The organism is Pseudomonas sp. URMO17WK12:I9, from assembly GCF_900230165.1.
Lineage (GTDB): Bacteria > Pseudomonadota > Gammaproteobacteria > Pseudomonadales > Pseudomonadaceae > Aquipseudomonas > Aquipseudomonas fulva.
This window is the reverse complement of sequence record NZ_OCMQ01000001.1, coordinates 537260-561484: the sequence shown is the minus strand read 5'-3', so window position 1 is coordinate 561484 and position 24225 is coordinate 537260. Positions and strand designations below refer to the sequence as shown.

Genomic DNA, 24225 nt, shown 5'->3' with positions numbered 1-24225 from the left:
TGACCCGCGAATGGAGGGCGCAGCCCTCCCCGAACACCGATGTACCGGACCTGCGGTAAATCGAGGCCCAAAGAGGCCCACCGCCCTCCCATCCACCTCACTGACTGCCCCATGTACACCAAAAATTTCGTAAACCCTTGCCCCGACTGGGCGACGGCGATACTCAACGGTTTCAGCCAGGTGCTACTGCTGCGCAACCCCATGTGCGGCCTGTGCTGCCTGCTGGCCATCCTGCTGACCGCGCCCAACCTGGTAGGTGGCGCCCTGCTCGGCGCCTTGGCCGGCCTGCTCACCGCGCAGCGTCGCGGCTACGACCGTGCTGACCGCCAGGCCGGGCTGTACTGCTACAACAGCGTACTCATAGGCCTGCTGATCAGCGCCGTGCTGCCCTGGTCCGCCATTCTGCCGCCGCTGATCCTCGCTGCCGGCGGGCTGTCCAGCATCATCACCCACCAGTGGCGCAAACGCGGCGGCAAGCTGCTGACTGCCTACACGGCGCCGTTCGTGCTCCTGGGCTGGGGCACGTTGCTGTTCGTACAGACGGTCACCGTACCCGCGGTGGTCGAGGCCGACCTGGCGAGTGCCCTGGCAAGAGGGGTCGGGCAGATCTTCCTGCTCGATCAACCCCTGGCTGGGCTGCTGATCATCGTCGGCCTATTGATCGCCAACCCGTATGCCTGCTTCTGGGCGGTCATAGGCTCTGCCGCAGGTGCAGGCCTGGCACTGCTCGTGGGTGATACGCCGTCGGCATGGATGGGGCTTTATGGTTTCAACGCGGCCCTGGCAGCCCTAGCCTTCAGCCGTCAGGGGGAAAAACCCTGGGTCACGTTGTTGGCCATCGGCCTGGCACTGGCGTTACACCCGCTGTTGAGCAGGCTGCCGTTCCCGGCGCTCACGGCGCCTTTCGTCGCCGCCTGCTGGCTCATCCACTTGGGCAGTCACCTGAAGCTTGGCAAACGCCAGACACCGGGGCGCTTGCATAGCTGAAAGGCACCCCATAGGCTCAGCCGACTTCACGATGGACAGAGCCAATGAACAAACCTGCAAGCCTGCGCGAGCGGCTTTACGTGATCGTCTTCCAGAGCGACACCGTGGCCGGAAGACGCTTCGACAAAACCCTGTTGCTGATCATCCTGGCGAGCCTGGTCACGGTCATCCTGGACAGCATCGATGAGGTGCATCGCGGCTACGGAGGCCTGCTGGCCGCGATCGAGTGGGGCTTCACCGCCATCTTCCTGTGCGAATACCTGACGCGGCTGTACTGCTCGCCCCGGCCCCTGCGCTACGCCTTCAGCTTCTACGGCCTGGTCGACCTGCTGGCGATCGTGCCGGGCATCATCGCGCTGTACTACAGTGACGCGCAGTACCTGCTGATCGTGAGGGTCATCCGCATGTTGCGGATCTTCCGTGTACTCAAGCTCAGCCCGTACCTCAAGCAGGCCAATTACCTGCTCGATGCCCTGCGCGGCAGCAAGCAGAAGATCATCGTATTCCTGGTCAGCGTATCAACGCTGGTCACCGTATTCGGCACCCTCATGTACGTGATCGAGGGCCCGGAGCATGGCTTCACGAGCATTCCCAAGGGGATCTACTGGGCCATCGTCACGCTGACCACGGTCGGGTTCGGCGACATCGTGCCCCGAACACCTTTGGGCCAGGTGCTGTCTTCGCTGGTGATGATCATCGGCTACTCGATCATCGCGGTGCCAACCGGGATCTTTACCGCCGAGCTCGCCAATGCCATGCGTGGCGAGCAACTGCAACACCCCTGCCCGACCTGCAGCAAGAAATCCCATGAAAGTGGAGCGGCGTTTTGTGCCCGATGTGGAAATGCGTTGTTCCCCAAATCCGGTTGAGCGAGGCGCTCATGACGAGATCCGTAGGGCTCCCGCACCTTGGAGGGTGAGGGAGTCATTGAGTGGGCAAAGCCCGTGGACAACTGCCAACACCGCCCATCGGCCAGCACGTATAAGCAAAGACGCATTGATTCTTTAATACCTGAAGAACAAGACGCTATAGTCGCTGGCACATTGCCCCAACATTCATACCTATAAGGAATGCGTCGTGAAAAAGTTTTTCACCGTCTCGCTGGCCGCTGCCAGCCTGGCCTTCGGCACCCTGGCCCACGCTGCCCCGACCCTGCTGAACGTTTCCTACGACGTGATGCGTGATTTCTACAAGGACTACAACCCGGCCTTCCAGAAGCACTGGGAGGCCGAGCATAACGAGAAGGTCACTGTGCAGATGTCCTTCGGTGGCTCCAGCAAACAGGCGCGCGCGGTGATCGATGGCCTGCCGGCCGACGTGATCACCATGAACATGGCCACCGACATCAATGCCTTGGTCGACAACGGCAAATTGATCCCTGAAAACTGGGTCACGCGCCTGCCGAACAACAGTGCACCGTTCACCTCTGCCACGGTGTTCATCGTGCGCAAGGGCAACCCCAAGGCATTGAAGGACTGGCCGGATCTGCTCAAGGACGGCGTACAGGTCATCGTACCCAACCCCAAGACCTCGGGTAACGGCCGCTACACCTACCTGTCGGCGTGGGGCTATGTGCTCAAGCAAGGCGGTGACGAGACCAAGGCGCGTGCGTTCGTCGGCAAGCTGTTCAAGCAGGCGCCAGTGCTGGACACCGGTGGTCGCGCCGCCACTACCACGTTCATGACCAACCAGATTGGCGATGTGCTGGTGACGTTCGAGAACGAAGCGGAAATGATTGCGCGCGAATTCGGTCGCGATCAGTTCGAGGTGGTCTATCCAAGCGTTTCAGCCGAAGCCGAGCCGCCGGTGAGCGTGGTCGATAAAGTGGTGGCCCGTAAAGGCACCCAAGCCGTGGCCGAGGAATACTTGAAGTACCTGTGGTCACCGGCCGCCCAGGAACTCGCCGCCCAGAACTACTTGCGTCCACGCGATGCGACCGTGTTGGCCAAGTACACCGATCGTTTCCCCAAGGTCGAATTCCTCTCGGTCGAGAAGACCTTTGGTGACTGGCGCACTGTGCAGAAAACGCATTTCAACGATGGGGGCGTGTTCGACCAGATCTATACCGGTCAGTGAGGCTGATGGGGCTAGGCCGGCAGTACAGCGGTCCGGGCCTTGAGCTTCGCAACACCCATGAAAGCCGGACGCGGCTGTGGTCCCCTGAATGACGGCCCGCCCCGATCAACCTAACCGAAACACCAACGCCTTCAACCCCCCTGCCGGATCCACATCCGGGAACTCCGGCGGGTTCTGCAGCCGTTCCACGAAGGCGAGGCCGGGCGCGTGCTCGGCCATGCCCTCGATCAAGAACTCAGGCCCTATGCCGGGGTCGTTCACGCAGGCCAGAACCGTCCCACCTTCATTCAACAGCTCAGGCAAGCGGCGCAGGATCTTCGCGTAGTCCTGGGTCAACACGAAGCTGCCGCGCTGGAAGGTGGGCGGATCGATGATGATCAGATCGTAAGGCCCGTATTTGCGCACCTTGCCCCATGACTTGAACAGCTCATGACCCAGGTAGGCCACACGGGACGGGTCATGCTGGTTGAGGCGATGGTTGTCGCGCCCTCGGGACAGTGCCGATTTCGCCATGTCCAGGTTCACCACCTGCTCGGCCCCACCTGCAATCGCCGCCACCGAAAAACCGCAGGTGTAGGCAAACAGGTTCAGCACGCGCTGCCCCTTGGCCTGGGCGCGCACCCACTGGCGACCATGACGCATGTCCAGGAACAGGCCATTGTTCTGACGTACCCCCAGGTCCAGCAGGTAGGTCAGCCCGTCCTCGATCACCTCACGTTGCTGACACGGCTCGCCCACCAGCCACTGACCGGGGCTGTCGGGCAGGTAACGGTGTTGCAGCAGGATCGCCTGGCCCGTCCACTGCTCAAGGTGCGACAGCCGCAACAGCATCGCCTCAAGCTCTGCCAATTGCCCCTCGGGGGGCTCACGGAACAAGGCGACCGACAACACGCCCTGAAGCCAGTCCACCGTGATCTGCTCAAGGCCGGGCCAGCAACGTCCTCGGCCGTGGAAAAGGCGACGGGTTTCTGCAGGGGCGGGGTTCAGGGCGGCAAGCAGATGCTGCTCGAGGGCGGCAATCGGAGAGGTCATGTCAGGTCACATCGGTAAGCGGAGGCGTATTTTACATGGCAAGGCCGCCCAGGTGCGCCACCTTGAATTGTCTATTTTTTGTACACACTAATGTCACCTTAAGTGCCATTTTTGTGTGCACTTGCACCGCCCATGCCCCGATGTGTTACATGAAGCGCTCACTTAATGCTGACCATCTGATCAACTAAGCCCATGAATTCAAACAATTATTGACTTAATGGTCAGCTTAAAACGCTGATTTTTCAGCTTGTTACTGAAATCTGCACGCTTCCTGAGTGGTCACTGTGGCGATCGCCTGCTCAAGCTGGCATGGAACTGGCTTCCCTGTGCTTGTGTTTTGTATACAAGTTTCACCGAACATAAATACACAAGAACCCGCGACGCCGATTGACCGTCGGCCGCCGCGCCCAGAACCCCGAGATGCCAACGCTGCACCGACGAGATGGCGAGCCCGTGCGCTGCCCGCTCATCGCAGTCAACGTGCATCAGGAGCCCGCCGGAATGAGTAGCAGCCTCAACCTTGCCCCTGAACTATCCGTCGCCAGCACCCAGACCCAACCAACCCCGGCCGACACGGTGCCGGACATGGCACTGAGCCCCCGCCTGCACAACCGGGACCTGGCCCCCACCCGCATCGCCGGGCGCCGCTGGGGCCGTTACAGCATCTTCGCCCTGTGGACCAACGATGTGCACAACATCGCCAACTATTCATTCGCCATGGGCCTGTTCGCCCTGGGCCTGGGCGGCTGGCAGATATTGCTGTCGCTGGCCATTGGCGCCGCCCTGGTGTACTTCTTCATGAACCTGTCGGGCTACATGGGGCAGAAGACCGGCGTCCCCTTCCCGGTCATCAGCCGCATCGCCTTCGGCATCCACGGCGCGCAGATCCCGGCGTTGATCCGCGCAGTCATCGCCATCGCCTGGTTCGGTATCCAGACCTACCTGGCCTCGGTGGTCCTGCGCGTGCTGCTCAGCGCCGTCTGGCCGCAGATGGCAGCCTACGACCACGACAGCATCCTTGGCCTGTCCAGCCTGGGCTGGGCCTGTTTCGTGGCCATCTGGCTGGTGCAGTTGGTGATTCTCGCCTACGGCATGGAGATGGTCCGTCGCTACGAAGCTTTCGCAGGCCCTGTCATTCTGGTAACGGTTGCAGCGCTGGCGGTGTTCATGTACTTCAAGGCCGACACACGCATCGCCTGGTCGGTGGCAGAACCCCTGAGCGGTTACGAGATGTGGCGCAACATCTTTGCCGGCGGTGCCTTGTGGCTGGCCATCTATGGCACGCTGGTGCTCAATTTCTGTGATTTCGCCCGTTCCTCGCCGTGCCGCAAGACCATTCGCGTTGGCAATTTCTGGGGCCTGCCGGTGAACATCCTGGTGTTTGCCGTGATCACCGTCGTGCTGTGCGGCGCTCAGTTCAAGATCAACGGCCAGATCATCGACAGCCCAACGCAGATCGTCGCAGCCATTCCAAACACCACCTTCCTGGTGCTGGGCTGCCTGTCGTTCCTCATCGTCACGGTGGCGGTCAATATCATGGCCAACTTCGTGGCACCGGCCTTCGTGCTCAGCAACCTGGCACCGCGTCACCTCAATTTCCGTCGCGCGGGGCTGATCAGCGCCACGCTGGCGGTGCTCATCCTGCCGTGGAACCTGTACAACAGCCCCTTGGTGATCGTCTACTTCCTGTCCGGCCTGGGTGCATTGCTGGGCCCGCTGTACGGGGTGATCATGTCCGACTACTGGCTGCTGCGCAAAGGCTGCATCAACGTCCCGCAGCTCTACAGCGAAGACCCCGCCGGCGCGTATCACTACACCAAGGGCATCAACCTGCGCGCGGTCGCGGCGTTCGTGCCGGCGGCCCTGTTGGCCATCGTGCTGGCCCTGGTACCCAACTTCCACAGCGTCGCGCCCTTCTCGTGGCTGATCGGGGCTGGCATCGCCGCCGCCCTGTACCTGTTGATCGCGCCGCGCAACCGTCATTACCACGACGTCAGCGGCGAATGCATCGCCGTCGACCACAGCAGCCACTGAACAAGGAGGACTGCCCATGCGAATCCTGATTGCCAACGTCAACACCACCGAAGCCATCACCGAGGCCATCGCCGAGCAGGCCCGCGCCGTGGCGGCGCCGGGCACAGAAGTCATCGGCCTTACGCCGTGGTTCGGCGCAGAATCGGTGGAGGGCAATTTCGAGAGTTACCTGGCCGCCATTGCCGTGATGGATCGGGTACTGGCCTATGAGGGCCCCTATGATGCAGTGATCCAGGCCGGTTATGGCGAGCACGGCCGTGAAGGCCTGCAGGAGCTGCTGAACGTGCCGGTGGTGGACATCACCGATGCCGCCGCCAGCACCGCCATGTACCTGGGCCACGCTTACTCGGTGGTCACCACGCTGGACCGTACCGTCCCCTTGATCGAGGACCGCCTCAGGCTTTCCGGGCTGTACGACCGCTGCGCATCGGTACGCGCCAGCGGCCTGGCGGTGCTGGAGCTCGAAGCCGATCCGCAGCGCGCTGTCGAGGCCATCGTCGAACAAGCCGAACGGGCCGTACGTGATGACAAGGCCGAGGTCATCTGCCTGGGATGCGGAGGCATGGCCGGGCTGGACGAGCAGATCCGCCAACGCACCGGGGTACCGGTGGTCGATGGGGTCAGCGCGGCGGTGACCATCGCCGAGTCGTTGGTGCGCCTGGGCCTGAGTACGTCCAAGGTGCGCACCTATGCCACCCCTCGGGCGAAGAAGGTCATAGGCTGGCCAATGCGCGTCGGCCGCTAGGGCACCAGGGCGCAACCTGCGCGGGATCGGCAATCGATCCTGCGCAGGCACTGCTCAACCGATCATTCTGGCCAGCCGCTGGCCACTGCCGCAGGCCAGCGTGAAGCCCAGCGCGCCATGGCCAAGGTTGAGCCAAAGGTTACGGTAAGGCGTTGCGCCTATGATGGGTACACCGGTGGGCGTCGCCGGTCGCATACCGGCCCATTCCACCGCGTGGGCATAATCGGCGGCATGGGGCAGCGTCTCCAGTGCCAGGCGGCGCATGCTCTGCAAGCGGCGTTTGTCCAGCGCCTCGTCCTGCCCCACGATGTCCACCATGGCCGCGACGCGCAACTGTCGATCCAGCCGGGCATAGACGATCTTGCGCTCGTAGTCCGTCAGGCTGATCTCAAGCGCCCCCTGCCCCGGCACCAGGGGCGCAGTCAGGCTGTACCCTTTGAGTGGATAGATCGGAATGTTCACCCCTGGCACCTTCAGCGCCGCGCTGCGGTAACCTGCGCACAGCACCAACTGGTCGATTGGCAGTTCTTCATGGCCAAGGCGCAGCGCCACCACCTGATGCTCACGGTGAAGCAGTTGCGTCACCGGCTGACCGAGCCGGAACTGGCATTGGCCGCAGGCTTGCAGAGCGGCGGCCAAGCGCAGGCAGAAGGCGTGGCAGTCGCCCACTTCTTCGTCCGGGGTGAAGACGCCGCCCACGAATGGCGACGCCTGCAGCGCCGGTTCCAGCGCCCGCAGCTCAGCGGCGCCGAGTACCTGCTGGCGATCAGGGTCCGTCAGTTGCACACGGCTGCGCCTGAACTGGGCTTCGCTGCGAAACGCTACGAGCTTGCCGTTGCGGCGCCAGGCAAAATCACCGATTGCCTGGGCTTGGCGCCACTGGGCCAACACGGCCTGGCTTTGCAGGGCAAGGTCAAGCAATACGGCGGCGTTGCGCTGATTGACGCTGCGTCGGCACGCCAGTGTGAAGGCCAGTAACCAGCGCCACTGCGCCGGGTCTAGACGCAAGCGCAGGCGCAGCGGGGAGTCGCCCTGCAACAACCACCCCAGCGCCTGCCACGGCACGCCCGCATCCGCCAGTGGCGCGACGTAGCGGTAGGACAATTGACCACCGTTGGCAAAGCTGGTGGCCGCCCCCAAGGTGTCGTGGGCCTCGATCAATTCAACGCAATGGCCTTCCTGCACCAGCGCATAGGCCGTCGCCAGCCCGATCACGCCGCCCCCGATCACCGTCACCTGCCGCTTCATCGTTCATCCCTGTTCAGCATTCTGGCTCAACAGTACCAGCGGATCAGGTCGGGCAGCTATGCTCACCGTCATCGAGCCCCTGACGCACGTTGCGGCTGCGCAGGCTGGCCTTGCCATCGTGCCAGTCCAGGGTCAGGACATAGAGGGTGTCGAAGTCCCCATCCTGCCAATCTTCGGTGATGACATGCTCCTTGCCGACAGCCTTCTGGGCGACGGTATTGATCAGGTCCGGCAGGTAGCCGTGAGACCATGCCGTATAGATGGTCGCGTTACGGTACTTGTCGCTGAGCAGTTCGTCGGCCAGGTCATCGGTGTCGTTGGCGCTGTAGTCGATGTTGACCGGCAGGCCGAGGCGAATGGCACTGGGGCTGATGGTCATGAGCGGACGCAGGTAGCTGTAGCTTTGGTCATCAGCGCCCTCCTCCACGTGCCGGGACGGGTTGGCAGCAAACACGTAATCGGCCTTGCCGAAACGTTCGGGTAAAACCGTGGCCAGGTCCAGCGCGCGGTTCAGGCCCTGGCAGTTCAGCTGGCCCAGGCCTTCACCGGGTTTTTCGGCATGGCGCAGAAACACCAGGGTCTGGGTGCCATCCACCGGTTGCGCGCGGCTCTCGACGGCGTCCAGCGCCAGCGGTACGCCTACGGCGGTCAGGGCCAGGCCCAGCAACCAATGACGGCGACGATGCAGGTGTGGAATCAACTTCATCAATGCAGGCTCGTGTGACAAACGGGTCACCCGCGCATCGCCTGGACGGGCACAGGGCGCCTTTTGCAGTGAGTGCCTTCCTTGACGACGGGTTCGGTTCAGAGTGCCAATAGCCCGTTTTGTTCCCCGCTGCCAGGGTGCCAGGCGTCTGGCACAGGCATTACGGGGCTATCGTGTCAGTCATCGCGCGTCAGCACTTCGAGCAGCTCGATTTCGAACGCTAGGTCCGAATCAGGTGGGATAGAACCAACGCTACGCGCGCCATAACCCAGGTGCGCCGGCACCAACAGCTTGCGCTTGCCGCCAACGCGCATGCCCATGATGCCCTGGTCCCACCCCTTGATTACTCGCCCGGTACCGATCACGCATTGAAACGGCTTGCCGCGTGACCAGGAGGAGTCGAACTCGGTGCCATCGGCCAGCCACCCGGTGTATTGGGTCGTGATCAGCGCACCTTTGACGGCCGCCTTGCCGTCACCCTCGACCAGGTCGATGATTTGCAGTTCTTGGTTCATGCGCAGGCTCCAGCCGCTACGAAAATGCCGTTCTTTTCGCAGCATTGCCCGGATTTGGCAAGCCTTGGTGTCGGCCTGCGCATCGTCGGTGACGACAGGGTCGTCTTACAGGTAGACGGTACCGCGCATGAACAACGCCGCCCGCCCACTGATGATCACCCGGCCATTGCCCGGGAGCACGCAGCGCAGCTGGCCCTTGCGCGCACCGCCTTGCTCGCATTCAAGCGACTGCTTGCCTAGCCGTTGTGCCCAGATCGGTGCGAGCGAGGTATGGGCCGAACCGGTCACCGGGTCTTCATTGACCCCCACGCGTGGCCCGAACCAGCGCGTCACGAAGTCGAACCCACGCCCCGGCGCCGTTACGGCGATGCCGCGCACGTCAAAGCCAGCCAGCTCGACGAAATCTGGCGTGAGGGTATCGAGCAACTCAGGGTCATCGACCACCACCACGTAGTCATCGCTGCGATACACCGCCTGCGCCTGGCGCAGGCCCAATGCTTGCAGCAGACCGGCTGGCACTGGCTGGGCCTCAGGTTGGCGGGCAGGGAAATCCATGGCCAACAGGCCGTCCGCTTGCCGTGTTACCCGCAGTTCACCGCTGCGGGTATTGAAGCGCAGCACCTGCGCCGGTTCTTTGAGGTGTTCGAACAGCACGTAGGCCGAGGCCAGGGTGGCGTGACCGCACAAGTCCACTTCCACGGTGGGCGTGAACCAGCGCAGGTCGAACACATCGCCGTTGCGCACGAAATACGCCGTTTCCGAAAGGTTGTTTTCCTCGGCGATGCGCTGCAGCACGCCATCGGGCAGCCACTGATCGAGCGGGATGACCGCGGCCGGATTACCGCCGAAGGGTTCGGCACTGAAGGCGTCGACCTGGAAGATTTCGAGTTGCATCAATACGCTCCTTGTTGCCTGCCCTTGTGCAGGCCCTTGGCGGTGTGAGGCCTAATGAAGCACCGGTGTGAGCACGGGCTTGCCGGCGAAAAAGGCATCGAGGTTACGCAGGACCAACGTCACCGTGGCTTCTGCCGCTTCTGGCGATTGCCCGGCGACATGGGGCGTCAATACCGTGTTCGGAAGCGACTTGAGGGTGTCGGGAACATCAGGTTCCTCGTCGAACACGTCCAGGGCCGCACCGGCCAATTGACCGCTCTGCAGTGCCTGGGTCAGGGCCTGGGTATCGACGACGCTGGCCCGAGCGATGTTGACCAGGTAGCCCTGGGGGCCGAGCGCCTTCAGCACCTGTGCATTCACCAGGTGGCGAGTGTCGGCGCCGCCGGGTGTGGCGACCACGAGAATATCGACTGCCTCGGCCAGGGCCGGGACGCTGTCATGGCCGGTGTAGGGCAACGCCGGTCGTGGTGTTCGGTTGTAGTAGCTCACGGGCATGTCGAACCCCTGGTGTGCGCGCTTGGCAATGGCCTGGCCAACGGCGCCCATGCCCAGAATGCCCAGGCGTTTACCTGTGACCGATGGGCTGATCACGCGCTGCCATTGGCCAGCGCGGGTACTGGCGTCGGCTTGCGGGATGTTGCGCAGCAGTGCCAGGAGCATGGCCATGGCGTGATCGGCCACGGCGTCGGCGTTGGCGCCGGCGCCGTTGGTGACGGTGATGTGGCGGGCACGGGCGGCTTGCAGGTCGACCTGCTCATAGCCGGCGCCGATGACGCAGATGATCTGCAGGTTGGGCAGTGCGTCGATTTCCTTGGCTGTCAGGCCGAGGGGGCCGCGGGTGAGGACGGCGTCGATGCGGGGGCCGTTTTGCTCGATGGCCTGGGTGCGCAGGTCGGGGGTCTGGGCGAGGATGAGGTGGTAGCCGGCGTTTGTCAGCAGGGGGAGGTAGGTGTCTACGGTTTCGACCAGGACCAGGATTGTCTTGTGCATGATGCCTCCGGGTGGGTTGGGGATTATGCGGAGGGGGTGGGTGGTGGAGTCAATGGGTATTATGGGTGGGGGCTGTATGGGAGGCGGGAGTGGGATTTGGGGGCGGGCGCTTTGTAATTAGCTTGATCTTGAATTGGACTCTGCGGCTTTTGGACTTTGAACTTTGGACTTTGGACTTGGGACTTTGAACCTGGGACTTGGGGCTCAGGTCTTTGAGGCTGGAGTTGGATTGTTAGCATGGGCATTTATATTGAGTAGGTATTCATTGGCTAGGGTGGCGCACAGTCACCCTTCCGCCCTTACGGCGGCTCACTTTTTGTCTTGTCAAAAAGTAAGCAAAAACCGCCTGCTCCTATCATCCGGCCCCTACGCTACGCTCCGGGGTTCCCTCGCTCCGGGCTTGCTCCCGGGAGGACCGCGCTGCAGGCCCCATCCTGGGGCCCAGCGCTTGACAGGCATCCATGCCTGTCACCTCCCTCCGCAAGCCCTGCGCTCGGCCTCCTGAAGTCGCGATCTGCGGGGTCTGAACTACCGCGCGCTTAGAAGCAAGATCAAGATCTTGATCAAGATCAAGAGCGGCTATTTAAATGGACTGGCGCTCTTTGGGATGAAGTGTCTTGGGTCAAGCATTCATTTTGCTCATTGCGGTGCAACTGCTTTGCACAATATTACAAGGCAATCCCATTTAATGTAGGAGCGGTCTTGTGCCGCGATGGGCCGCGCAGCGGCCCCAGGTTGTCGGTTAGAACGCCTATATAACTAAGGCTGCTGTGCGTCGCATCGCGGCCGGCCGGGTGTCGAAAAAAACTACTGCCCAAAAGCCCGCCCCAGCCCCCCAGGCACACCACTGCTGTCGGTCTGCTGCCACGGTCCATCCGGGCTCACCGACCAGCTCCAGCCATTGTCGAACCGGTAATACGTTCGCTGGCGATAGAAGGTATTGGGCTTCTTGTCCAACACATACACGCCCAACTTGGGGTCCCAATGGCTCGCCCCGCCCGGCGGCGGCGCAAAGCTTGCCGAGGTGCGCGGCACTGGCTTGGCTGGCGGTGCAGGCTTGCTCCCAGGCCCTGTAGGCTGCCCACCCGGCAGCGGCGTGACCACCGGGCCCTTGGGCGGCAGCCGTTCGATCGGTGGTTCAGGCTCAGGCTGCGAAGAAGGCCCATGCACCGTACAGGCCGACAAACCCAGCGCCAGGGTGATCAGGGTGAGGCGTACCGTCGCGTGCATAGGAAACTCTCTTACGAATCAGGGCTGTCGATGATCAGGCGCTGCTGGGCCTGGGTCGTATTGGGCAAAGGCGCGCTCTGGCCAACCCACTCACCACGGGTCGGCTGCCCATCCTTGGAAACACGCGCAACCAGTTGGACTTCGGCGAAATCGGACAGTTTCATCTGCGCCATCATCGCATCCGCATCTGAAAGCTCGACCTCGATCGGCAATTGCGCCACCGTCACCCGCTTGGCGGCAAGCGGCATGGGCGGGCCACTGCTGGCGCGGGCGAAAATGAAGACGGTGTCCTGTGCCTTTACCTTGTCCCGCAAAGCCGGCGCCAATTCCACCCGCACCTTCAAACGCACCGCAGCAGGTGCCGGCACCTGAGCGGTCTGAGTGCCCAACCGCTCGGCCGCACGGTCAATGCCACCCTGCAATGCAGCGCGCGAAGCATCTCCTTGCGGCAACTGCGCCAACAACCGCTTCCAGTACGCGATAGCCTCCTGATAGCGCTCACCTTCAAATGCCGCAATTCCACGCAGGCCCAGGCTGGTGACCTCGTTGGGGTCGGCTTTGAGCGCTTCGTCAGTCAATGCCTGCAGTTGCGCACTCCAGCGCTTGTCGGCCGCGAAATACAGGGCCTGGGCCCACTGGCCCAGTAACTCGGGCTGGCGACCGGCCATGGCCACTGCGCGCTCGAACGTGCGGGCCGCCTCGGCAGGGCGTTGTTCGGCCATGTAGGCACGGCCCAGGAAGTACACGGCCTCGGCTGAATCAGGTTGTGCCTGGACCACTCGCTCCAGACGTGCCGTCATCTCTTCCATCGACTTCGGTGCCTGGGCAAATTCCTGGGTCAGGGCCACTTTGTCCGCCGCACCGAAGTGCAGGTACAGCCCCATCGCCAGCAGCGGCACCAGGACGGCTGCCAGCAACGGCAAGGCCTTGCCCAATTGACGCTGCCTGGCGGGTTCGGCGCCCTCGGTGTCGGCCAGCAACTCCCGGGCGGCTTCATCGCGGCCCTGACTCAATTGCAGGTCATCGAGCACACCCGATGCTTGCTGCGCGGCCAGCGCGTCGATGCGTTCCTGATAGAGCGCCACGTTGAGCGCTGTTCGGTCTTGCTCCTGCTGGCGGCGATGGCCACGCAGGATCGGGATCAGCAGAAAGCTGAGGGCCGCGAGCAGCAACAAGCCCGCGCTAAGCCAGAATTCAGTCATGGGTACGTTCTTTTTCCAGCAGGTTGGCCAGCCGTGCGCGCTCCTCGGCTGACAATTCATCAGTGCCTTGCACGGACGCCAGGCGACGACGCCGTACAATCACCGCCAATACGGCAAACCCGCCGGCCAGCAGAATGCCCGGGCCGAACCAGAGCAACCAGGTCCGGCCGCTCAGCGCCGGCTTGTAGCGCACGAAGTCGCCATAACGGTCCACCATGAAGTCGACGATTTGCTGGTTGCTCTTGCCCTCCCCCAGCATGCGGAATATTTCCCGGCGCAGGTCAGCCGCAATGGGTGCGTTGGAGTCGGCGATATCCTGGTTCTGACACTTGGGGCAGCGCAATTCCTTGGTCAGTTGCTGGTAGCGCTCACGCTCGGCCTGGTCACGAAACTGGTAGGTATCGATGGCGGCCTTGGCTACCCCACCCACGCACAGGCTCAAGGCCAGGGCTGCGAACCAGCGCTTCATGGTGTCGCCTCGTCGAGCAGCGCCTGGTAGCGTGGCGCCAACTGTTCTCGCCAAACGCTGGCATCGACCACGCCCACATGCTTGTACCGAATCACGCCATCGCCATCGATCAGGAACGTCTCCGGCGCACCGTACACACCCAGGTCCAGACCTAGGCTGCCCTGCTCGTCGCTGATGTCGAGCAGGTAGGGGTTGTGGAACTCGGTCAGCCACTTCTGCGCTGCGGCGTTGTCGTCCTTGTAGTTGACCCCGTAGATGACCACACCCTGGGAAGCCAGCTGGTTGAGATAAGGATGCTCGACTTTGCACGACGCACACCAGGTGGCCCAGACGTTGACCAGCGCAGGCCGGCCCTGCAGGTCTGCCTGGGTAAGCGTACGGTCGCCCTGGGTGGAAGCCAGCGAAAAGACCGGGAACGGTTTGCCGATCATTGCCGAGGGCAATTCATCGGGCTTGAGAAACAAACCCTTGTACAGGAACACCGCCACCAGCAGGAACACCGCCAGGGGCACCACCATCAACCAACGTTTCATGCAACTGCTCCAGACACGCCCAGGGCCTCACGCACCCGGGACTTGACCTTGACGCGGTAGCGCCGGTCGAGGGCCGCCAGCAATCCGCCTAGGCCCGTCAACAGACCGCCCAGCCAGATCCAGCGAACAAAGGGCTTGATATGCACACGCACCGCCCAGGCACCGTTTTCCAAAGGCTCCCCGAGGGCCACGTACAGGTCGCGGGTAAAGCCTGCGTCGATCCCGGCCTCGGTCATCATCGACTGCTGCACGGTATACAAGCGTTTCTCCGGGTGCAGGGTGGCCACAGGACGACCCTCGCGGCTGACCACCACTGTGCCCTTGTCGGAAATGAAGTTGGGCCCTTCGAAGTGCCTGGCGCCCTGGAACAGGAAGTGATAACCGCCCAGCTCCACGCTTTCGCCCGGAGCCATTCGCAGATCACGCTCGGCGCTATTGTTGCTCGACAGCACCACCCCGAGGGCACACACCGCAAGCCCCAGGTGAGCGACCTGCATCCCCCAGTAACTGCGCCCCAGCCCAGGCAGCCCCTTGAGCAGCCCTTTGTGGCGCGTCTTGTCGAACACATCGCGCAGCCCTCCGAGCACCACCCAGGCAGCCAGAGCGAACGTGGTCAGTACCTGCCAGTCGAAATCGTCGACGATCAGGCCCGCCACCGGCGCCAGCACGGCGCTGCCGACGAGGACCGGCGTCATCATGCCCAGCAGCCACTTGCCAGGCGTATCCTTCCACCGCACCACTACCCCTACCCCCAGCACCAGCATCAACAGTGCCATCAGCGGCAGGAACAGGGCATCGAAATAAGGCGGGCCTACCGAAAGCTTGGCGCCGGTCAGGGCGTCGAGCACCAGCGGGTACAAGGTGCCTAGCAGGATCATCGACGCTGCAACCACCAGAACCAGATTGTTCGCCAGCAGCAGGGTTTCGCGCGACCACAGGGCGAACCCCACCTGGCTCTTGACCACCGGCGCACGCAGGGCGAACAGGGTCAGCGAGCCGCCGACCACGAACAGCAGGAAGAACAGAATGAAAATGCCGCGCGAGGGGTCGGCGGCAAAGGCATGCACAGAGGTGAGCACCCCGGAACGCACCAGGAACGTCCCTAGCAGGCTCAGTGAGAACGCAGCGATGGCCAACAGAACGGTCCAGCTTTTGAACACCCCGCGCTTCTCTGTCACCGCCAGGGAGTGGATCAGCGCCGTCCCTACCAGCCAGGGCATGAACGATGCGTTTTCCACCGGGTCCCAGAACCACCAGCCACCCCAGCCCAGTTCGTAGTACGCCCACCAGGAACCCAGGGTGATACCCACGCCCAGGAAGGCCCAGGCTACCAGGGTCCAGGGCCGCGACCACCGGGCCCAGGCGGCATCCAGACGCCCGCCGAGCAAGGCGGCGATGGCAAAGGCGAAGGCGACCGAAAAGCCGACATAGCCCATGTACAGCATTGGCGGATGCACGATCAGGCCAATGTCCTGCAGCAGCGGGTTGAGGTCACGGCCATCGACAGGCACCTGAGGCAGCAGGCGCTGGAACGGGTTGGAGGTGATGATCAAAAAGCTCAGAAAGCCCACGCTGATCATGCCCATGACCGCCAGCACCCGGGCGAGCATCACCTGGGGCAATTGCCGCGAGAACACCGACACGGCAAAGGTCCAGCCCCCCAGAATCAGCGCCCAGAGCAGCAGGGAGCCTTCATGCGCCCCCCAGACCGCGCTGAACTTGTAGTACCAGGGTAATGCGCTGTTCGAGTTGCTGGCCACGTAGGCAACCGAAAAGTTGTCGGTCATGAAGGCGTGGGTCAGGCACGCGAACGCGAACGTCAGGAAGGCGAACTGCCCCCAGGCTGCGGGCCGCGCCAGGCTCATCCACAAGCTGTCACCACGCCACGCCCCGAGCAGCGGCAGGCTGGCCTGCACGGCAGCGAAACAGATGGCCAGAATCATCGACAGTTGACCGAGTTCAGGTATCACCAACGCTGCGTTCATGGCCGCTCCCCCGTCTGGGCTGCCGCCTGGCCGCTTTCCTTCAGCGCCTTGCTGACTTCAGGAGGCATGTACTTTTCGTCATGCTTGGCCAGCACTTCGTCGGCCACCACCACGCCGTCGCCGTTGAGCTTGCCCAAGGCCACGATGCCCTGCCCTTCACGGAACAGGTCCGGAAGGATGCCGCGGTACGTGATGGGCACGGACTTGTTGAAATCGGTGACCACGAAACGCACGTCCAGCGAGTCGGAGGAACGTTGCACCGAGCCCTGTTCGACCATGCCGCCAGCGCGGATACGCGTGTCCAGCGGAGCCTCGCCATTGGCGATCTGGGTGGGGGTGTAGAACAGGTTGATGTTCTGTTGCAAGGCAGTGAGGGCAAAGCCCACGGCAACCCCCACGCCGACCAGCAGACCGATGATGAGCAACAGGCGGTTCTTGCGCTGCGGATTCACTGCGTTTTCTCCCGGCGCAAGCGGCGCGCCTCTTCTTGCAGGTAACGGCGCCGGGCCAGCACCGGTACGGCGACGTTGAGCGCCAGCACAGCGGCGCAGATGCCGTAGGCCGACCACACATAAAGGCCGTGATGACCCATGGCGATAAAGTCGCCGAAACTGGCGAAACTCATGGCACGGCCCTCCCACCCAGGCTGTTCGATACCTCTTCCTTCACCCAACTGGCACGCGCCTCGCGCTTGAGCACCTCAAGGCGCATGCGCATCAGAAGCACCGCGCCGAAAAAGCAGTAGAAGCCCAGCGCCGTACACAACAGCGGCAACCACATGTCGGCGGGCATCGCGGGCTTTTCGGTCAGGGTGAAAGTGGCGCCCTGATGCAGCGTGTTCCACCACTGGACCGAATACTTGATGATGGGGATGTTCACCACCCCAACGATGGCCAGCACGGCGCAGGCTTTCGCCGAGCTGTCACGATTACTGATTGCCTGGCCCAGCGCAATGATGCCGAAGTACAGGAACAAGAGGATGAGCATCGAGGTAAGGCGCGCATCCCACACCCACCAGCTGCCCCAGGTTGGCTTGCCCCAGATGGCCCCGGTCACCAGCGCCACGGCGGTCATCCAGGCGCCGATGGGGGCGGCGCATTGCAGGGCGACATCGGCCAGCTTCATCTTCCACACCAGCCCCACCACACCGGCCACCGCCAGCAGGACATAACAGGACTGCGCCAGCATCGCTGCCGGGACATGGATATAGATGATGCGAAAGCTGTTGCCCTGCTGGTAGTCCTGGGGCGCAAAGACCAGCCCCCAGACCGTGCCAACCACTAGCAATACAACGGCAGCGATGGACAGCCAGGGCAACATGCGCCCGCTAATGGCGTAGAACCATTTCGGAGAGCCCAGCTTGTGAAACCACGTCCAGCTCATTTTCATCAGGGTGCATCCAGGGTATTGGCCAGGCTTCAAAGCCCAGGCTCGTTATTCGCCGACGCTGATTTTCAGGCCGGCGGCGATCGCAAAGGGTGCCAGGGTCACGGCCAGGGCCGTCAGGCTGGCGAGCCAGAGCAGGTGGCCAGCGGCGGGCATATTCTGCAACGCCGCCTGCAAGGCACCACTGCCCAGGATCAATACAGGGATATACAACGGCAGGATCAGCAACGCCAGCAACAAACCGCCGCGCTTGAGGCCGACCGTCAGCGCGGCGCCCACTGCGCCCAACAGGCTCAATACCGGCGTACCCAGCAGCAGCGAGCCCAGCAGTACCGGCAGGCAGTGCCCTGGCAAGCCGAGCATCAGCGCCAGCAAAGGTGCCAGCAACACCAGCGCAAGCCCGGAGAACAACCAGTGCGCCAGCACCTTGGCCAACACCATCAGTGCCAGCGGATGCGGCGAGAGTACCCACTGCTCCAGTGAACCGTCCTCGAAATCGCTGCGAAACAGGCCATCGAGCGATAACAACACCGCCAGCAATGCGGCCACCCACACCAGCCCCGGGGACAGGTTCTGCAACATCTGGGTCTGCGCGCCAACCGCCAAGGGGAACAAGGCCACCACGATGGCGAAGAACACCAGCGGGTTGGCAAGCTCCGCAGGACGGCGGAACAGCAACCGCGCCTCGCGCCGCAACAACAGGGTGAAGACGCTCATGCTGCCCATTGCCCCAGGTTGAGTTCTCGGTAGCCCGCAGGCGTGTGGGACAAGGTGTGGTGGGTGGTCAGCACCACGGTGCCACCGTGTTCGCAATGGCCGGCCAAGTGGGCCTCCAGGTCCGCGACGCCCTGTTTGTCCAGGGCAGTGAACGGTTCGTCCAGGATCCACAACGGCGCAGCTGCCAAGTGCAGGCGCGCCAGGGCCACGCGGCGTTGCTGCCCTGCCGACAAAGTATGGCAGGGCACGTCCTCGAAACCACGCAGCCCAACGGCAGCCAGGGCCTGCCAGATCTGTTCGCGGCTGGCTGGACGGTGCAGCGCGCACAGCCAGGTCAGGTTCTCTTCGGCCGTGAGCAGTTCCTTGATGCCCGCAGCATGGCCAATCCACACAAGGATGCTGGCCAACGCATGCCGCTGTTCATCCAGCGGACGGCCACCGAGCAGGATCTGACCGGCGGTCGGCTGCATCAGGCCAGCCAGCAGGCGCAGCAGGCTGGTCTTGCCGCTGCCGTTGGGGCCGCTGATCTGTAGCATGTCGCCGGGCCGCAGCTCGAAGGCAAGGTGCTCGAACAGCAGACGCCAGTCGCGCTCGCAGGCCAGGCCCACGGCTTGAAGATGAAGGGTCACGGTTTCGCCTTATCGTTCTAGGGTTCGGGTGACGGTGCCCGGAGCCCGGAGCCCTGCCACTCAAGTCGCCCGATGCGCTGCCGTTACAGTGGCAACTACGGGCGGGCGGCATTATTACATGCACAGCCCTGCTGCCAAGAGGCTGAGCGCCTAAGGTTGTATACAATCATGACTGAAATCAATAGTCTCGGCCCGCAAACCGTCAATGGAGCCCAAGCGATCAAGGCTGCCATGACCGGCGAATTGCTGCGCCTCACCCAGGCTCAACCGGGTTTGCTGAGCCCTGGGGAGACGGCGCAGGCCGAGGTGGTTGCCATGCGCCAGACTGGCCAGGAGTTCCAGTTGGTGTTGCGCTTGCTGCAAGCCAACGGTCTGCAGACTCAACTGCAAGCCAGCGCCAGCCAGCCTTTGCCCCAGGGCAGCCAAGTGACCGTCAGCCAACCCGAAGCCGGGCGTCTGGCCATTTTGCTGCAGCAGGCCAGCGCTAGCCAAATCGCAACCCTCACCCGCCTGGATACTACGCAGGTACCGGTCGGTACCCTGGTGCAGGGTAAGGTCATGACCAACCAACTACTCCCTGAAGTACCGGGTCAGCCTGCAAGCTACCGGGCGCTGGTGAGCCTTCTCAATACCGCCCAAGCCGGTGCCGTGCTGGCCGTGGACAGCCCCCGACCATTGGCAATCGGCAGCCTGCTCAGCGCACGGGTACAGGGCGACCAGTCGCTGCAGTTCGTCCCCCTGGCCGGCAGGCAGGATCAATTGGGCATCGCCCAGCACCTTGGCAGCCAGCAGAACCGTCAGGCGTCGCTGCCGGGCCTGCTGGCCGGTTTGCAACAGTTGGCACGCGACGCCGGGACTGACAGCGCGCTGCGCACGACCGTCGAACGATTGCTTGGCGCGCTGCCGACAGTCCAGCAACTGGGGGATGCCAAAGCCGTTGCTCAGGCGTTGCTCAACAGCGGCGCCTTTCTCGAGGCCAAGTTGATGACAGGGGCGACAGCCACGCTGGCCACTGACCTCAAGGCAAACATGCTGCAATTGATCAACCAGATCAGTGCCAGTAGCGCCCTCGGGACACCAGCGGCGAGCGTGGCCGCGGCCATGCCCGCCCTGGTCCGAAACGCCCTGGGCATGCTGGAGCGGGTAAGCCCCAAACCCCAGCCCGGCGCGTTCCCCCTCCCCTCCAGGTTATTGCAGGCGATGGAAGAAGAAGGGGACCTGGAACAGCTGCTGCGCCTGGCAGCAGCCGCCGTCTCTCGCCTGCAAAGCCACGCCATGAGCAGCCTGCAGCAAAGCGGCACGCTGGAAAACGGCAACCTGCAGACCACTTGGCAGACCGAAGTGCCCATTCGCCATGGACAGGATTTCGTGCCCTTGCAAATCAAGCTTCAGCGCGAAGAGACACCTCAGCAGCAAGCCGACCGCGAGCGTGAGGCGCCTGAAACGCTGCAACCGTTGTGGCGTATCGAGCTGGCTTTCGATCTGCCGCCGCTCGGGCCGCTTCAAGTCCAGGCCCAGCTGACACAGGGCCGTCTGAACGGCCAGCTGTGGGCCGAGCGCGAACAGACCGCCCGCCTGATCGAAGGGCAGCTTGGCGCGCTGCGTGAGCGCCTGCTGGCCCGCGGTCTGCTGGTCGATGATCTGCACTGCTACCCCGGCAGGCCTGCACAAGGCTCACGTACCAGGGTCGAACAACGTTGGGTGGATGAAAACGCATGAGTAACCCTAACCCGCGTCAGGCCGTGGCGCTGAGCTACGACGGGCAGCAGGCGCCGACACTGAGCGCCAAAGGTGACGATGAGTTGGCAGACGCCATCCTGGCCCTGGCCCGCGAACATGAAGTACCCATTTATGAAAACCCTGAGCTGGTTCGTTTACTGGCGCGTCTTGAACTGGGCGAACAGATCCCTGAGGCGCTGTATCTGACCATCGCCGAAGTCATCGCTTTTGCCTGGCAGCTGCGCGGCAAAGTACCACCGGGCTTCGAGGACACCCCGGCTGAGCCGAGGGACATTACCCCGGCGCACTTGCGTTTGCCTGAAGGGTAGTAGTTGGCTACGACCCAAAACTGCAGGCGCATCGACACTGTATCGGCTCTATCCACTACATGAGTCGATAACCATGGCTACTACCTTCGTCAACTCAGTCGGCCAACGGTACGTGCGTAATCACCTGCGCAACATACCGCGCCCAGATCGCCAGGCCGCCGCTGCTATACGCGAGTGGGCTCAGCGGCAAGGCCATGACCTGGATCCGGATCAGACGGATGTCGTCACCTTGCACTACCGGGGCGATGAGGCCGTCGTGATGCAACGGCTTTCGCTGACCCAGGCGGTGCTGTCGAACTGGCAGGGGGAAACCTGCAAGAATCTGTTGGGGCAGCTGCTTCCTGGCGAGTGGGCAGGTCACATGCCATCGCGCCCGTTCAAAATCGTCAACCGCCTGCCCGAGAATAGCGTGCTGGACAACAGGCCTGCCTATTCGGTCTTCAATGGGCTGTTCCGCAGAACCCAACCCGCACGCTACGACAGCTCGACCCACCTGCCCATCGACGTCGAAGCCATGCAGCACGCCATCTGGGAGCTGGATTTTCACACCCGTTTCGTCGCCATGCTCGACGATTACTGGCACAACGCCCGTGACAGCCACCAGCAATGCCTGCAAATCGGCTTCGTAGCGGCTTGCAACAAGCAAGTGCAAGAGGGCTCGCTCAGCGACACGGCGCGCCAGATGCTCTGGGAAGCAGCAGGCCTGGCGCCTCGCGCTACCAGTCTCAGAATCCGGGCGCTCAATGTCTATGGCTACACAGCCACCGACCTGATCGCAATCGCTGACCAGCACAGGCGCGGGGTGGTGCTGTACCTTCCAGGTAATGCCTCGCCTTTCCATGAGTTCGCAAGCCTGGACAGCATGAAAGACTGGTTTGGTGACCAGTGCCGCGTTGCAGAGAAGCGTGAGGCACTGCGCCGATATTTCCGGCTAGCCGATACGCCAGACGGGCTGGACTTCAGCGGCTTGGATACGGCGCTCGAGGGGTTAGGCGCCTATCCTGCCGTTTATCATCGATCGCCCAATCGTTCCGGTTTCACAACCGATGGTCAGTGGCCGCCGCGGCAATACGTCTACTACAAGACCAAACAGTACAGCCCGTCGATCAAGGATGACTTGTTTGCCGTGCTTACTGAGCGTCAGCGCGTGCGCAGTTACGCCGATTCGGACTTCATCATCACCAGTGACCAAGCCGTGACCAAGGCAAAATGGCGAGGCTATGTGCTCGCCTCGATCAATTTACTGGCACCACTGGCGATCGTGATTCCTGCCCTGGCACCTATGCTTGCGTTGGCAGGCGCCGCTCAGTTTGGCTTGGGCCTGGATCAGGCCATCAATGGCAAGACACTGGAGGACAAAGCGCAGGGCGTCAGCAACACGGTTTACGGACTGTTCAACGCCCTCCCCCTGGTTGGCGAGGCCACGACGCGCGCAACAGAAGTGTTCTGCGCACAACGCTCGCGCTTCTTCACGCCCATCCGTTTGAACGACCAATTGGGCTACCCGCTGAGCCCGATAAACCCACCGCATTTTTCCGAGCCGGAGATCGGTGATTTCTTCGGCGATGCGCTGCAGCCCGTGCCGGCTGACGATAGCCCGGTCGCGCGCTCCATCATCCGAATACCTGTCAGTGAGCAGGGACCCGCGCAGCTGCAAGGGGAAATCGGCGGTTACAACGCAAACGTGCTGTACGACAGTGAACACGATGCTTTCATCGTCGATGATGCAGTCAACGATGTGGACCCAACCTATTACCAGGTGACCCCGGGCCGTCGTGGCCTTACCCCAGTGGATATCACGACGCGCCCGGTTACCGACGAAATGCGCTCGGCAACGCTCAGGGGCCTTGGTATTGATCTGCCATTACCGCTCGATATCCCTGCCGTCGACCACTCGGCGGCTCAGCCTATTCCCAAAACCATTTCCAGCCTATGGGTAGGCAACAAGATCATCGCGCCTGAGCTTGTAGACAACTTGGCCGCCAACGCAGAGCGCCTGAGCAACAGCAATTACACTTACCGCCTGTACTTGTCCAAGGCAGAACCCCAGGCCTTTGAAGCCAATCGGCAACTGCTCAATGAACGCGCGCCCAGGCTTGAAGTGCTGCCTTTGGAGGAGCAGCCGTTCTATGCGCACTTCACTGAAAGCGTGAATTTCGAGCAATACCAGCATGCCACCAGCGATCCTGGGGCCAATTACGCTTCGGCATCGGACATCTTGCGCTATTCAATGCTCGACAGTTTGGGGGGCATCTACATGGATGTCGACGATTCGCTGCTACCCCATCCCGAGGCACCGCAGGACCCTACTCGCGCTGCTATTGAAACCGTCGAACTGGCCACGACACAGGACGGTTTCATCCTGGGTGACCCTACAAACAACGATACGCTCGGCATGCACTGCCACTACAACACCAACATGATTGGCACTCATCCTTCAAACCCCAACCTGCAGGCGATCAGCGATCTCATGCGCGAACGCTACCAGGCCATGCCAGACTTTTATCAGCACAGGCCCATCACCGGCACTGCCGGTTTCAAGGCGTATGCCAGACGCCTGAATCACTTGACGGGCCCCGCAGTGCTCAATGATGTGATCGATCAGCACTTACCCCGGCTCTACCGCTTGCGCCAACTCACCAACCTGCACACATTGCCACAGACCAAACCGCTGTTTCTGACCATTGGCAAGACGCAGGCGGTAAAGGCGGCGATTACCCACGACTTGGCACTGGGCAATGTTGCACAAGTGGGCAACTACCATTCGTGGGGCAAACCTTGAAACGCACAGGGCGACTT

Annotated in this window: 24 protein-coding genes; 8 read left to right on the top strand and 16 right to left on the bottom strand. The window is 62.5% G+C overall.

Annotated features, from left to right (window positions below; all coding sequences use genetic code 11):
- Nucleotides 1-111 precede the first annotated feature (111 nt).
- The 3 genes from CRP40_RS02605 (at nucleotide 112) to CRP40_RS02595 (ending at nucleotide 3063) form a co-directional block, all read left to right on the top strand.
- Nucleotides 112-987 (top strand): urea transporter, encoded by an 876-nt coding sequence (locus CRP40_RS02605; protein WP_027915988.1) that lies wholly within the window; start codon nucleotides 112-114, stop codon nucleotides 985-987.
- Nucleotides 988-1031: 44 nt separating this feature from the next.
- Complete coding sequence (locus CRP40_RS02600) at nucleotides 1032-1856, top strand: ion transporter (protein WP_027915987.1); 825 nt, start codon at nucleotides 1032-1034, stop codon at nucleotides 1854-1856.
- 208 nt (nucleotides 1857-2064) lie between these two features.
- Nucleotides 2065-3063: a sulfate ABC transporter substrate-binding protein gene (locus tag CRP40_RS02595; protein WP_027915986.1), complete on the top strand. Its 999-nt coding sequence runs from the start codon at nucleotides 2065-2067 to the stop codon at nucleotides 3061-3063.
- A gap of 105 nt (nucleotides 3064-3168) precedes the next feature.
- Here the strand turns inward: CRP40_RS02595 and CRP40_RS02590 are convergent, their stop codons facing one another.
- Nucleotides 3169-4095, bottom strand: a complete 927-nt coding sequence (locus tag CRP40_RS02590) for a class I SAM-dependent methyltransferase (RefSeq protein ID WP_027915985.1) — start codon at nucleotides 4093-4095, stop codon at nucleotides 3169-3171.
- A 501-nt stretch (nucleotides 4096-4596) separates the two neighbouring features.
- Between CRP40_RS02590 and CRP40_RS02585 the strand changes: the two genes are divergently transcribed.
- Both CRP40_RS02585 and CRP40_RS02580 read left to right on the top strand, forming a co-directional pair.
- A complete protein-coding gene (locus tag CRP40_RS02585; protein ID WP_027915984.1) occupies nucleotides 4597-6129 on the top strand; it encodes an NCS1 family nucleobase:cation symporter-1 in 1533 nt (510 codons plus the stop codon).
- 16 nt (nucleotides 6130-6145) lie between these two features.
- Complete coding sequence (locus CRP40_RS02580) at nucleotides 6146-6874, top strand: aspartate/glutamate racemase family protein (protein ID WP_027915983.1); 729 nt, start codon at nucleotides 6146-6148, stop codon at nucleotides 6872-6874.
- A 54-nt stretch (nucleotides 6875-6928) separates the two neighbouring features.
- Here CRP40_RS02580 and CRP40_RS02575 read toward each other — a convergent pair whose 3' ends face one another.
- From CRP40_RS02575 to ccmA, 15 genes are all read right to left on the bottom strand, one after another.
- Nucleotides 6929-8122, bottom strand: coding sequence for a D-amino acid dehydrogenase (locus tag CRP40_RS02575; protein ID WP_027915982.1), 1194 nt, complete (start codon nucleotides 8120-8122; stop codon nucleotides 6929-6931).
- 43 nt (nucleotides 8123-8165) lie between these two features.
- On the bottom strand, nucleotides 8166-8828 hold the full coding sequence (locus CRP40_RS02570; protein ID WP_027915981.1) for a hypothetical protein: 663 nt from the start codon (nucleotides 8826-8828) through the stop codon (nucleotides 8166-8168).
- A gap of 176 nt (nucleotides 8829-9004) precedes the next feature.
- Entirely contained in the window at nucleotides 9005-9343 is a 339-nt protein-coding gene (locus tag CRP40_RS02565) for an FKBP-type peptidyl-prolyl cis-trans isomerase (protein WP_027915980.1), read from the bottom strand.
- Nucleotides 9344-9448: 105 nt separating this feature from the next.
- Entirely contained in the window at nucleotides 9449-10237 is a 789-nt protein-coding gene (locus tag CRP40_RS02560) for a PhzF family phenazine biosynthesis protein (protein WP_027915979.1), read from the bottom strand.
- Between the two features lie 51 nt (nucleotides 10238-10288).
- The gene (locus CRP40_RS02555; RefSeq protein WP_027915978.1) at nucleotides 10289-11227 is read right to left on the bottom strand and encodes a 2-hydroxyacid dehydrogenase; all 939 of its coding nucleotides are present in this window, start codon (nucleotides 11225-11227) and stop codon (nucleotides 10289-10291) included.
- 807 nt (nucleotides 11228-12034) lie between these two features.
- A complete protein-coding gene (locus CRP40_RS02550) occupies nucleotides 12035-12457 on the bottom strand; it encodes a hypothetical protein (protein WP_027915977.1) in 423 nt (140 codons plus the stop codon).
- Between the two features lie 11 nt (nucleotides 12458-12468).
- Nucleotides 12469-13659, bottom strand: coding sequence for a c-type cytochrome biogenesis protein CcmI (ccmI, locus tag CRP40_RS02545; RefSeq protein WP_027915976.1), 1191 nt, complete (start codon nucleotides 13657-13659; stop codon nucleotides 12469-12471).
- A complete protein-coding gene (locus tag CRP40_RS02540) occupies nucleotides 13652-14128 on the bottom strand; it encodes a cytochrome c-type biogenesis protein (RefSeq protein WP_027915975.1) in 477 nt (158 codons plus the stop codon). Before CRP40_RS02540 ends, ccmI begins: the two co-directional genes overlap by 8 nt.
- A complete protein-coding gene (locus CRP40_RS02535) occupies nucleotides 14125-14661 on the bottom strand; it encodes a DsbE family thiol:disulfide interchange protein (RefSeq protein ID WP_023533963.1) in 537 nt (178 codons plus the stop codon). The genes CRP40_RS02540 and CRP40_RS02535 overlap by 4 nt, the downstream gene beginning before the upstream one ends.
- Entirely contained in the window at nucleotides 14658-16631 is a 1974-nt protein-coding gene (locus tag CRP40_RS02530) for a heme lyase CcmF/NrfE family subunit (protein ID WP_173645908.1), read from the bottom strand. The genes CRP40_RS02535 and CRP40_RS02530 overlap by 4 nt, the downstream gene beginning before the upstream one ends.
- Nucleotides 16632-16642: 11 nt before the next feature.
- A complete protein-coding gene (gene ccmE, locus CRP40_RS02525) occupies nucleotides 16643-17098 on the bottom strand; it encodes a cytochrome c maturation protein CcmE (RefSeq protein WP_027915973.1) in 456 nt (151 codons plus the stop codon).
- Nucleotides 17095-17271, bottom strand: a complete 177-nt coding sequence (gene ccmD / locus CRP40_RS02520; RefSeq protein WP_023533952.1) for a heme exporter protein CcmD — start codon at nucleotides 17269-17271, stop codon at nucleotides 17095-17097. The genes ccmE and ccmD overlap by 4 nt, the downstream gene beginning before the upstream one ends.
- Nucleotides 17268-18035, bottom strand: coding sequence for a heme ABC transporter permease (locus CRP40_RS02515; protein ID WP_027915972.1), 768 nt, complete (start codon nucleotides 18033-18035; stop codon nucleotides 17268-17270). The genes ccmD and CRP40_RS02515 overlap by 4 nt, the downstream gene beginning before the upstream one ends.
- Nucleotides 18036-18080: 45 nt before the next feature.
- Nucleotides 18081-18749 (bottom strand): heme exporter protein CcmB, encoded by a 669-nt coding sequence (gene ccmB / locus CRP40_RS02510; RefSeq protein WP_027915971.1) that lies wholly within the window; start codon nucleotides 18747-18749, stop codon nucleotides 18081-18083.
- Nucleotides 18746-19378 carry a cytochrome c biogenesis heme-transporting ATPase CcmA gene (gene ccmA / locus CRP40_RS02505; RefSeq protein ID WP_027915970.1) on the bottom strand — a complete coding sequence of 211 codons (633 nt, stop codon included), beginning with the start codon at nucleotides 19376-19378 and terminating at the stop codon, nucleotides 18746-18748. The genes ccmB and ccmA overlap by 4 nt, the downstream gene beginning before the upstream one ends.
- Before the next feature lie 168 nt (nucleotides 19379-19546).
- Between ccmA and CRP40_RS02500 the strand changes: the two genes are divergently transcribed.
- From CRP40_RS02500 to CRP40_RS02490, 3 genes are all read left to right on the top strand, one after another.
- A complete protein-coding gene (locus CRP40_RS02500; protein ID WP_027915969.1) occupies nucleotides 19547-21097 on the top strand; it encodes a flagellar hook-length control protein FliK in 1551 nt (516 codons plus the stop codon).
- Nucleotides 21094-21426 (top strand): EscU/YscU/HrcU family type III secretion system export apparatus switch protein, encoded by a 333-nt coding sequence (locus tag CRP40_RS02495; RefSeq protein WP_027915968.1) that lies wholly within the window; start codon nucleotides 21094-21096, stop codon nucleotides 21424-21426. Before CRP40_RS02500 ends, CRP40_RS02495 begins: the two co-directional genes overlap by 4 nt.
- A 73-nt stretch (nucleotides 21427-21499) precedes the next feature.
- Nucleotides 21500-24208, top strand: coding sequence for a DUF6543 domain-containing protein (locus CRP40_RS02490; protein ID WP_027915967.1), 2709 nt, complete (start codon nucleotides 21500-21502; stop codon nucleotides 24206-24208).
- Nucleotides 24209-24225 lie beyond the last annotated feature (17 nt).

Bases quoted from the DNA above. Each gene is read 5' to 3' on its own strand.
- CRP40_RS02535 (WP_023533963.1), bottom strand. From the start codon at position 14,661: ATGAAACGTTGGTTGATGGTGGTGCCCCTGGCGGTGTTCCTGCTGGTG.
- CRP40_RS02585 (WP_027915984.1), top strand. From the start codon at position 4,597: ATGAGTAGCAGCCTCAACCTTGCCCCTGAACTATCCGTCGCCAGCACC.
- CRP40_RS02600 (WP_027915987.1), top strand. From the start codon at position 1,032: ATGAACAAACCTGCAAGCCTGCGCGAGCGGCTTTACGTGATCGTCTTC.
- CRP40_RS02550 (WP_027915977.1), bottom strand. From the start codon at position 12,457: ATGCACGCGACGGTACGCCTCACCCTGATCACCCTGGCGCTGGGTTTG.
- ccmB (WP_027915971.1), bottom strand. From the start codon at position 18,749: ATGAGCGTCTTCACCCTGTTGTTGCGGCGCGAGGCGCGGTTGCTGTTC.
- CRP40_RS02495 (WP_027915968.1), top strand. From the start codon at position 21,094: ATGAGTAACCCTAACCCGCGTCAGGCCGTGGCGCTGAGCTACGACGGG.
- CRP40_RS02565 (WP_027915980.1), bottom strand. From the start codon at position 9,343: ATGAACCAAGAACTGCAAATCATCGACCTGGTCGAGGGTGACGGCAAG.
- CRP40_RS02490 (WP_027915967.1), top strand. From the start codon at position 21,500: ATGGCTACTACCTTCGTCAACTCAGTCGGCCAACGGTACGTGCGTAAT.
- CRP40_RS02500 (WP_027915969.1), top strand. From the start codon at position 19,547: ATGACTGAAATCAATAGTCTCGGCCCGCAAACCGTCAATGGAGCCCAA.
- CRP40_RS02605 (WP_027915988.1), top strand. From the start codon at position 112: ATGTACACCAAAAATTTCGTAAACCCTTGCCCCGACTGGGCGACGGCG.
- CRP40_RS02555 (WP_027915978.1), bottom strand. From the start codon at position 11,227: ATGCACAAGACAATCCTGGTCCTGGTCGAAACCGTAGACACCTACCTC.
- CRP40_RS02590 (WP_027915985.1), bottom strand. From the start codon at position 4,095: ATGACCTCTCCGATTGCCGCCCTCGAGCAGCATCTGCTTGCCGCCCTG.
- ccmI (WP_027915976.1), bottom strand. From the start codon at position 13,659: ATGACTGAATTCTGGCTTAGCGCGGGCTTGTTGCTGCTCGCGGCCCTC.
- CRP40_RS02560 (WP_027915979.1), bottom strand. From the start codon at position 10,237: ATGCAACTCGAAATCTTCCAGGTCGACGCCTTCAGTGCCGAACCCTTC.
- ccmD (WP_023533952.1), bottom strand. From the start codon at position 17,271: ATGAGTTTCGCCAGTTTCGGCGACTTTATCGCCATGGGTCATCACGGC.
- CRP40_RS02540 (WP_027915975.1), bottom strand. From the start codon at position 14,128: ATGAAGCGCTGGTTCGCAGCCCTGGCCTTGAGCCTGTGCGTGGGTGGG.
- CRP40_RS02575 (WP_027915982.1), bottom strand. From the start codon at position 8,122: ATGAAGCGGCAGGTGACGGTGATCGGGGGCGGCGTGATCGGGCTGGCG.
- CRP40_RS02580 (WP_027915983.1), top strand. From the start codon at position 6,146: ATGCGAATCCTGATTGCCAACGTCAACACCACCGAAGCCATCACCGAG.
- CRP40_RS02515 (WP_027915972.1), bottom strand. From the start codon at position 18,035: ATGAAAATGAGCTGGACGTGGTTTCACAAGCTGGGCTCTCCGAAATGG.
- CRP40_RS02570 (WP_027915981.1), bottom strand. From the start codon at position 8,828: ATGAAGTTGATTCCACACCTGCATCGTCGCCGTCATTGGTTGCTGGGC.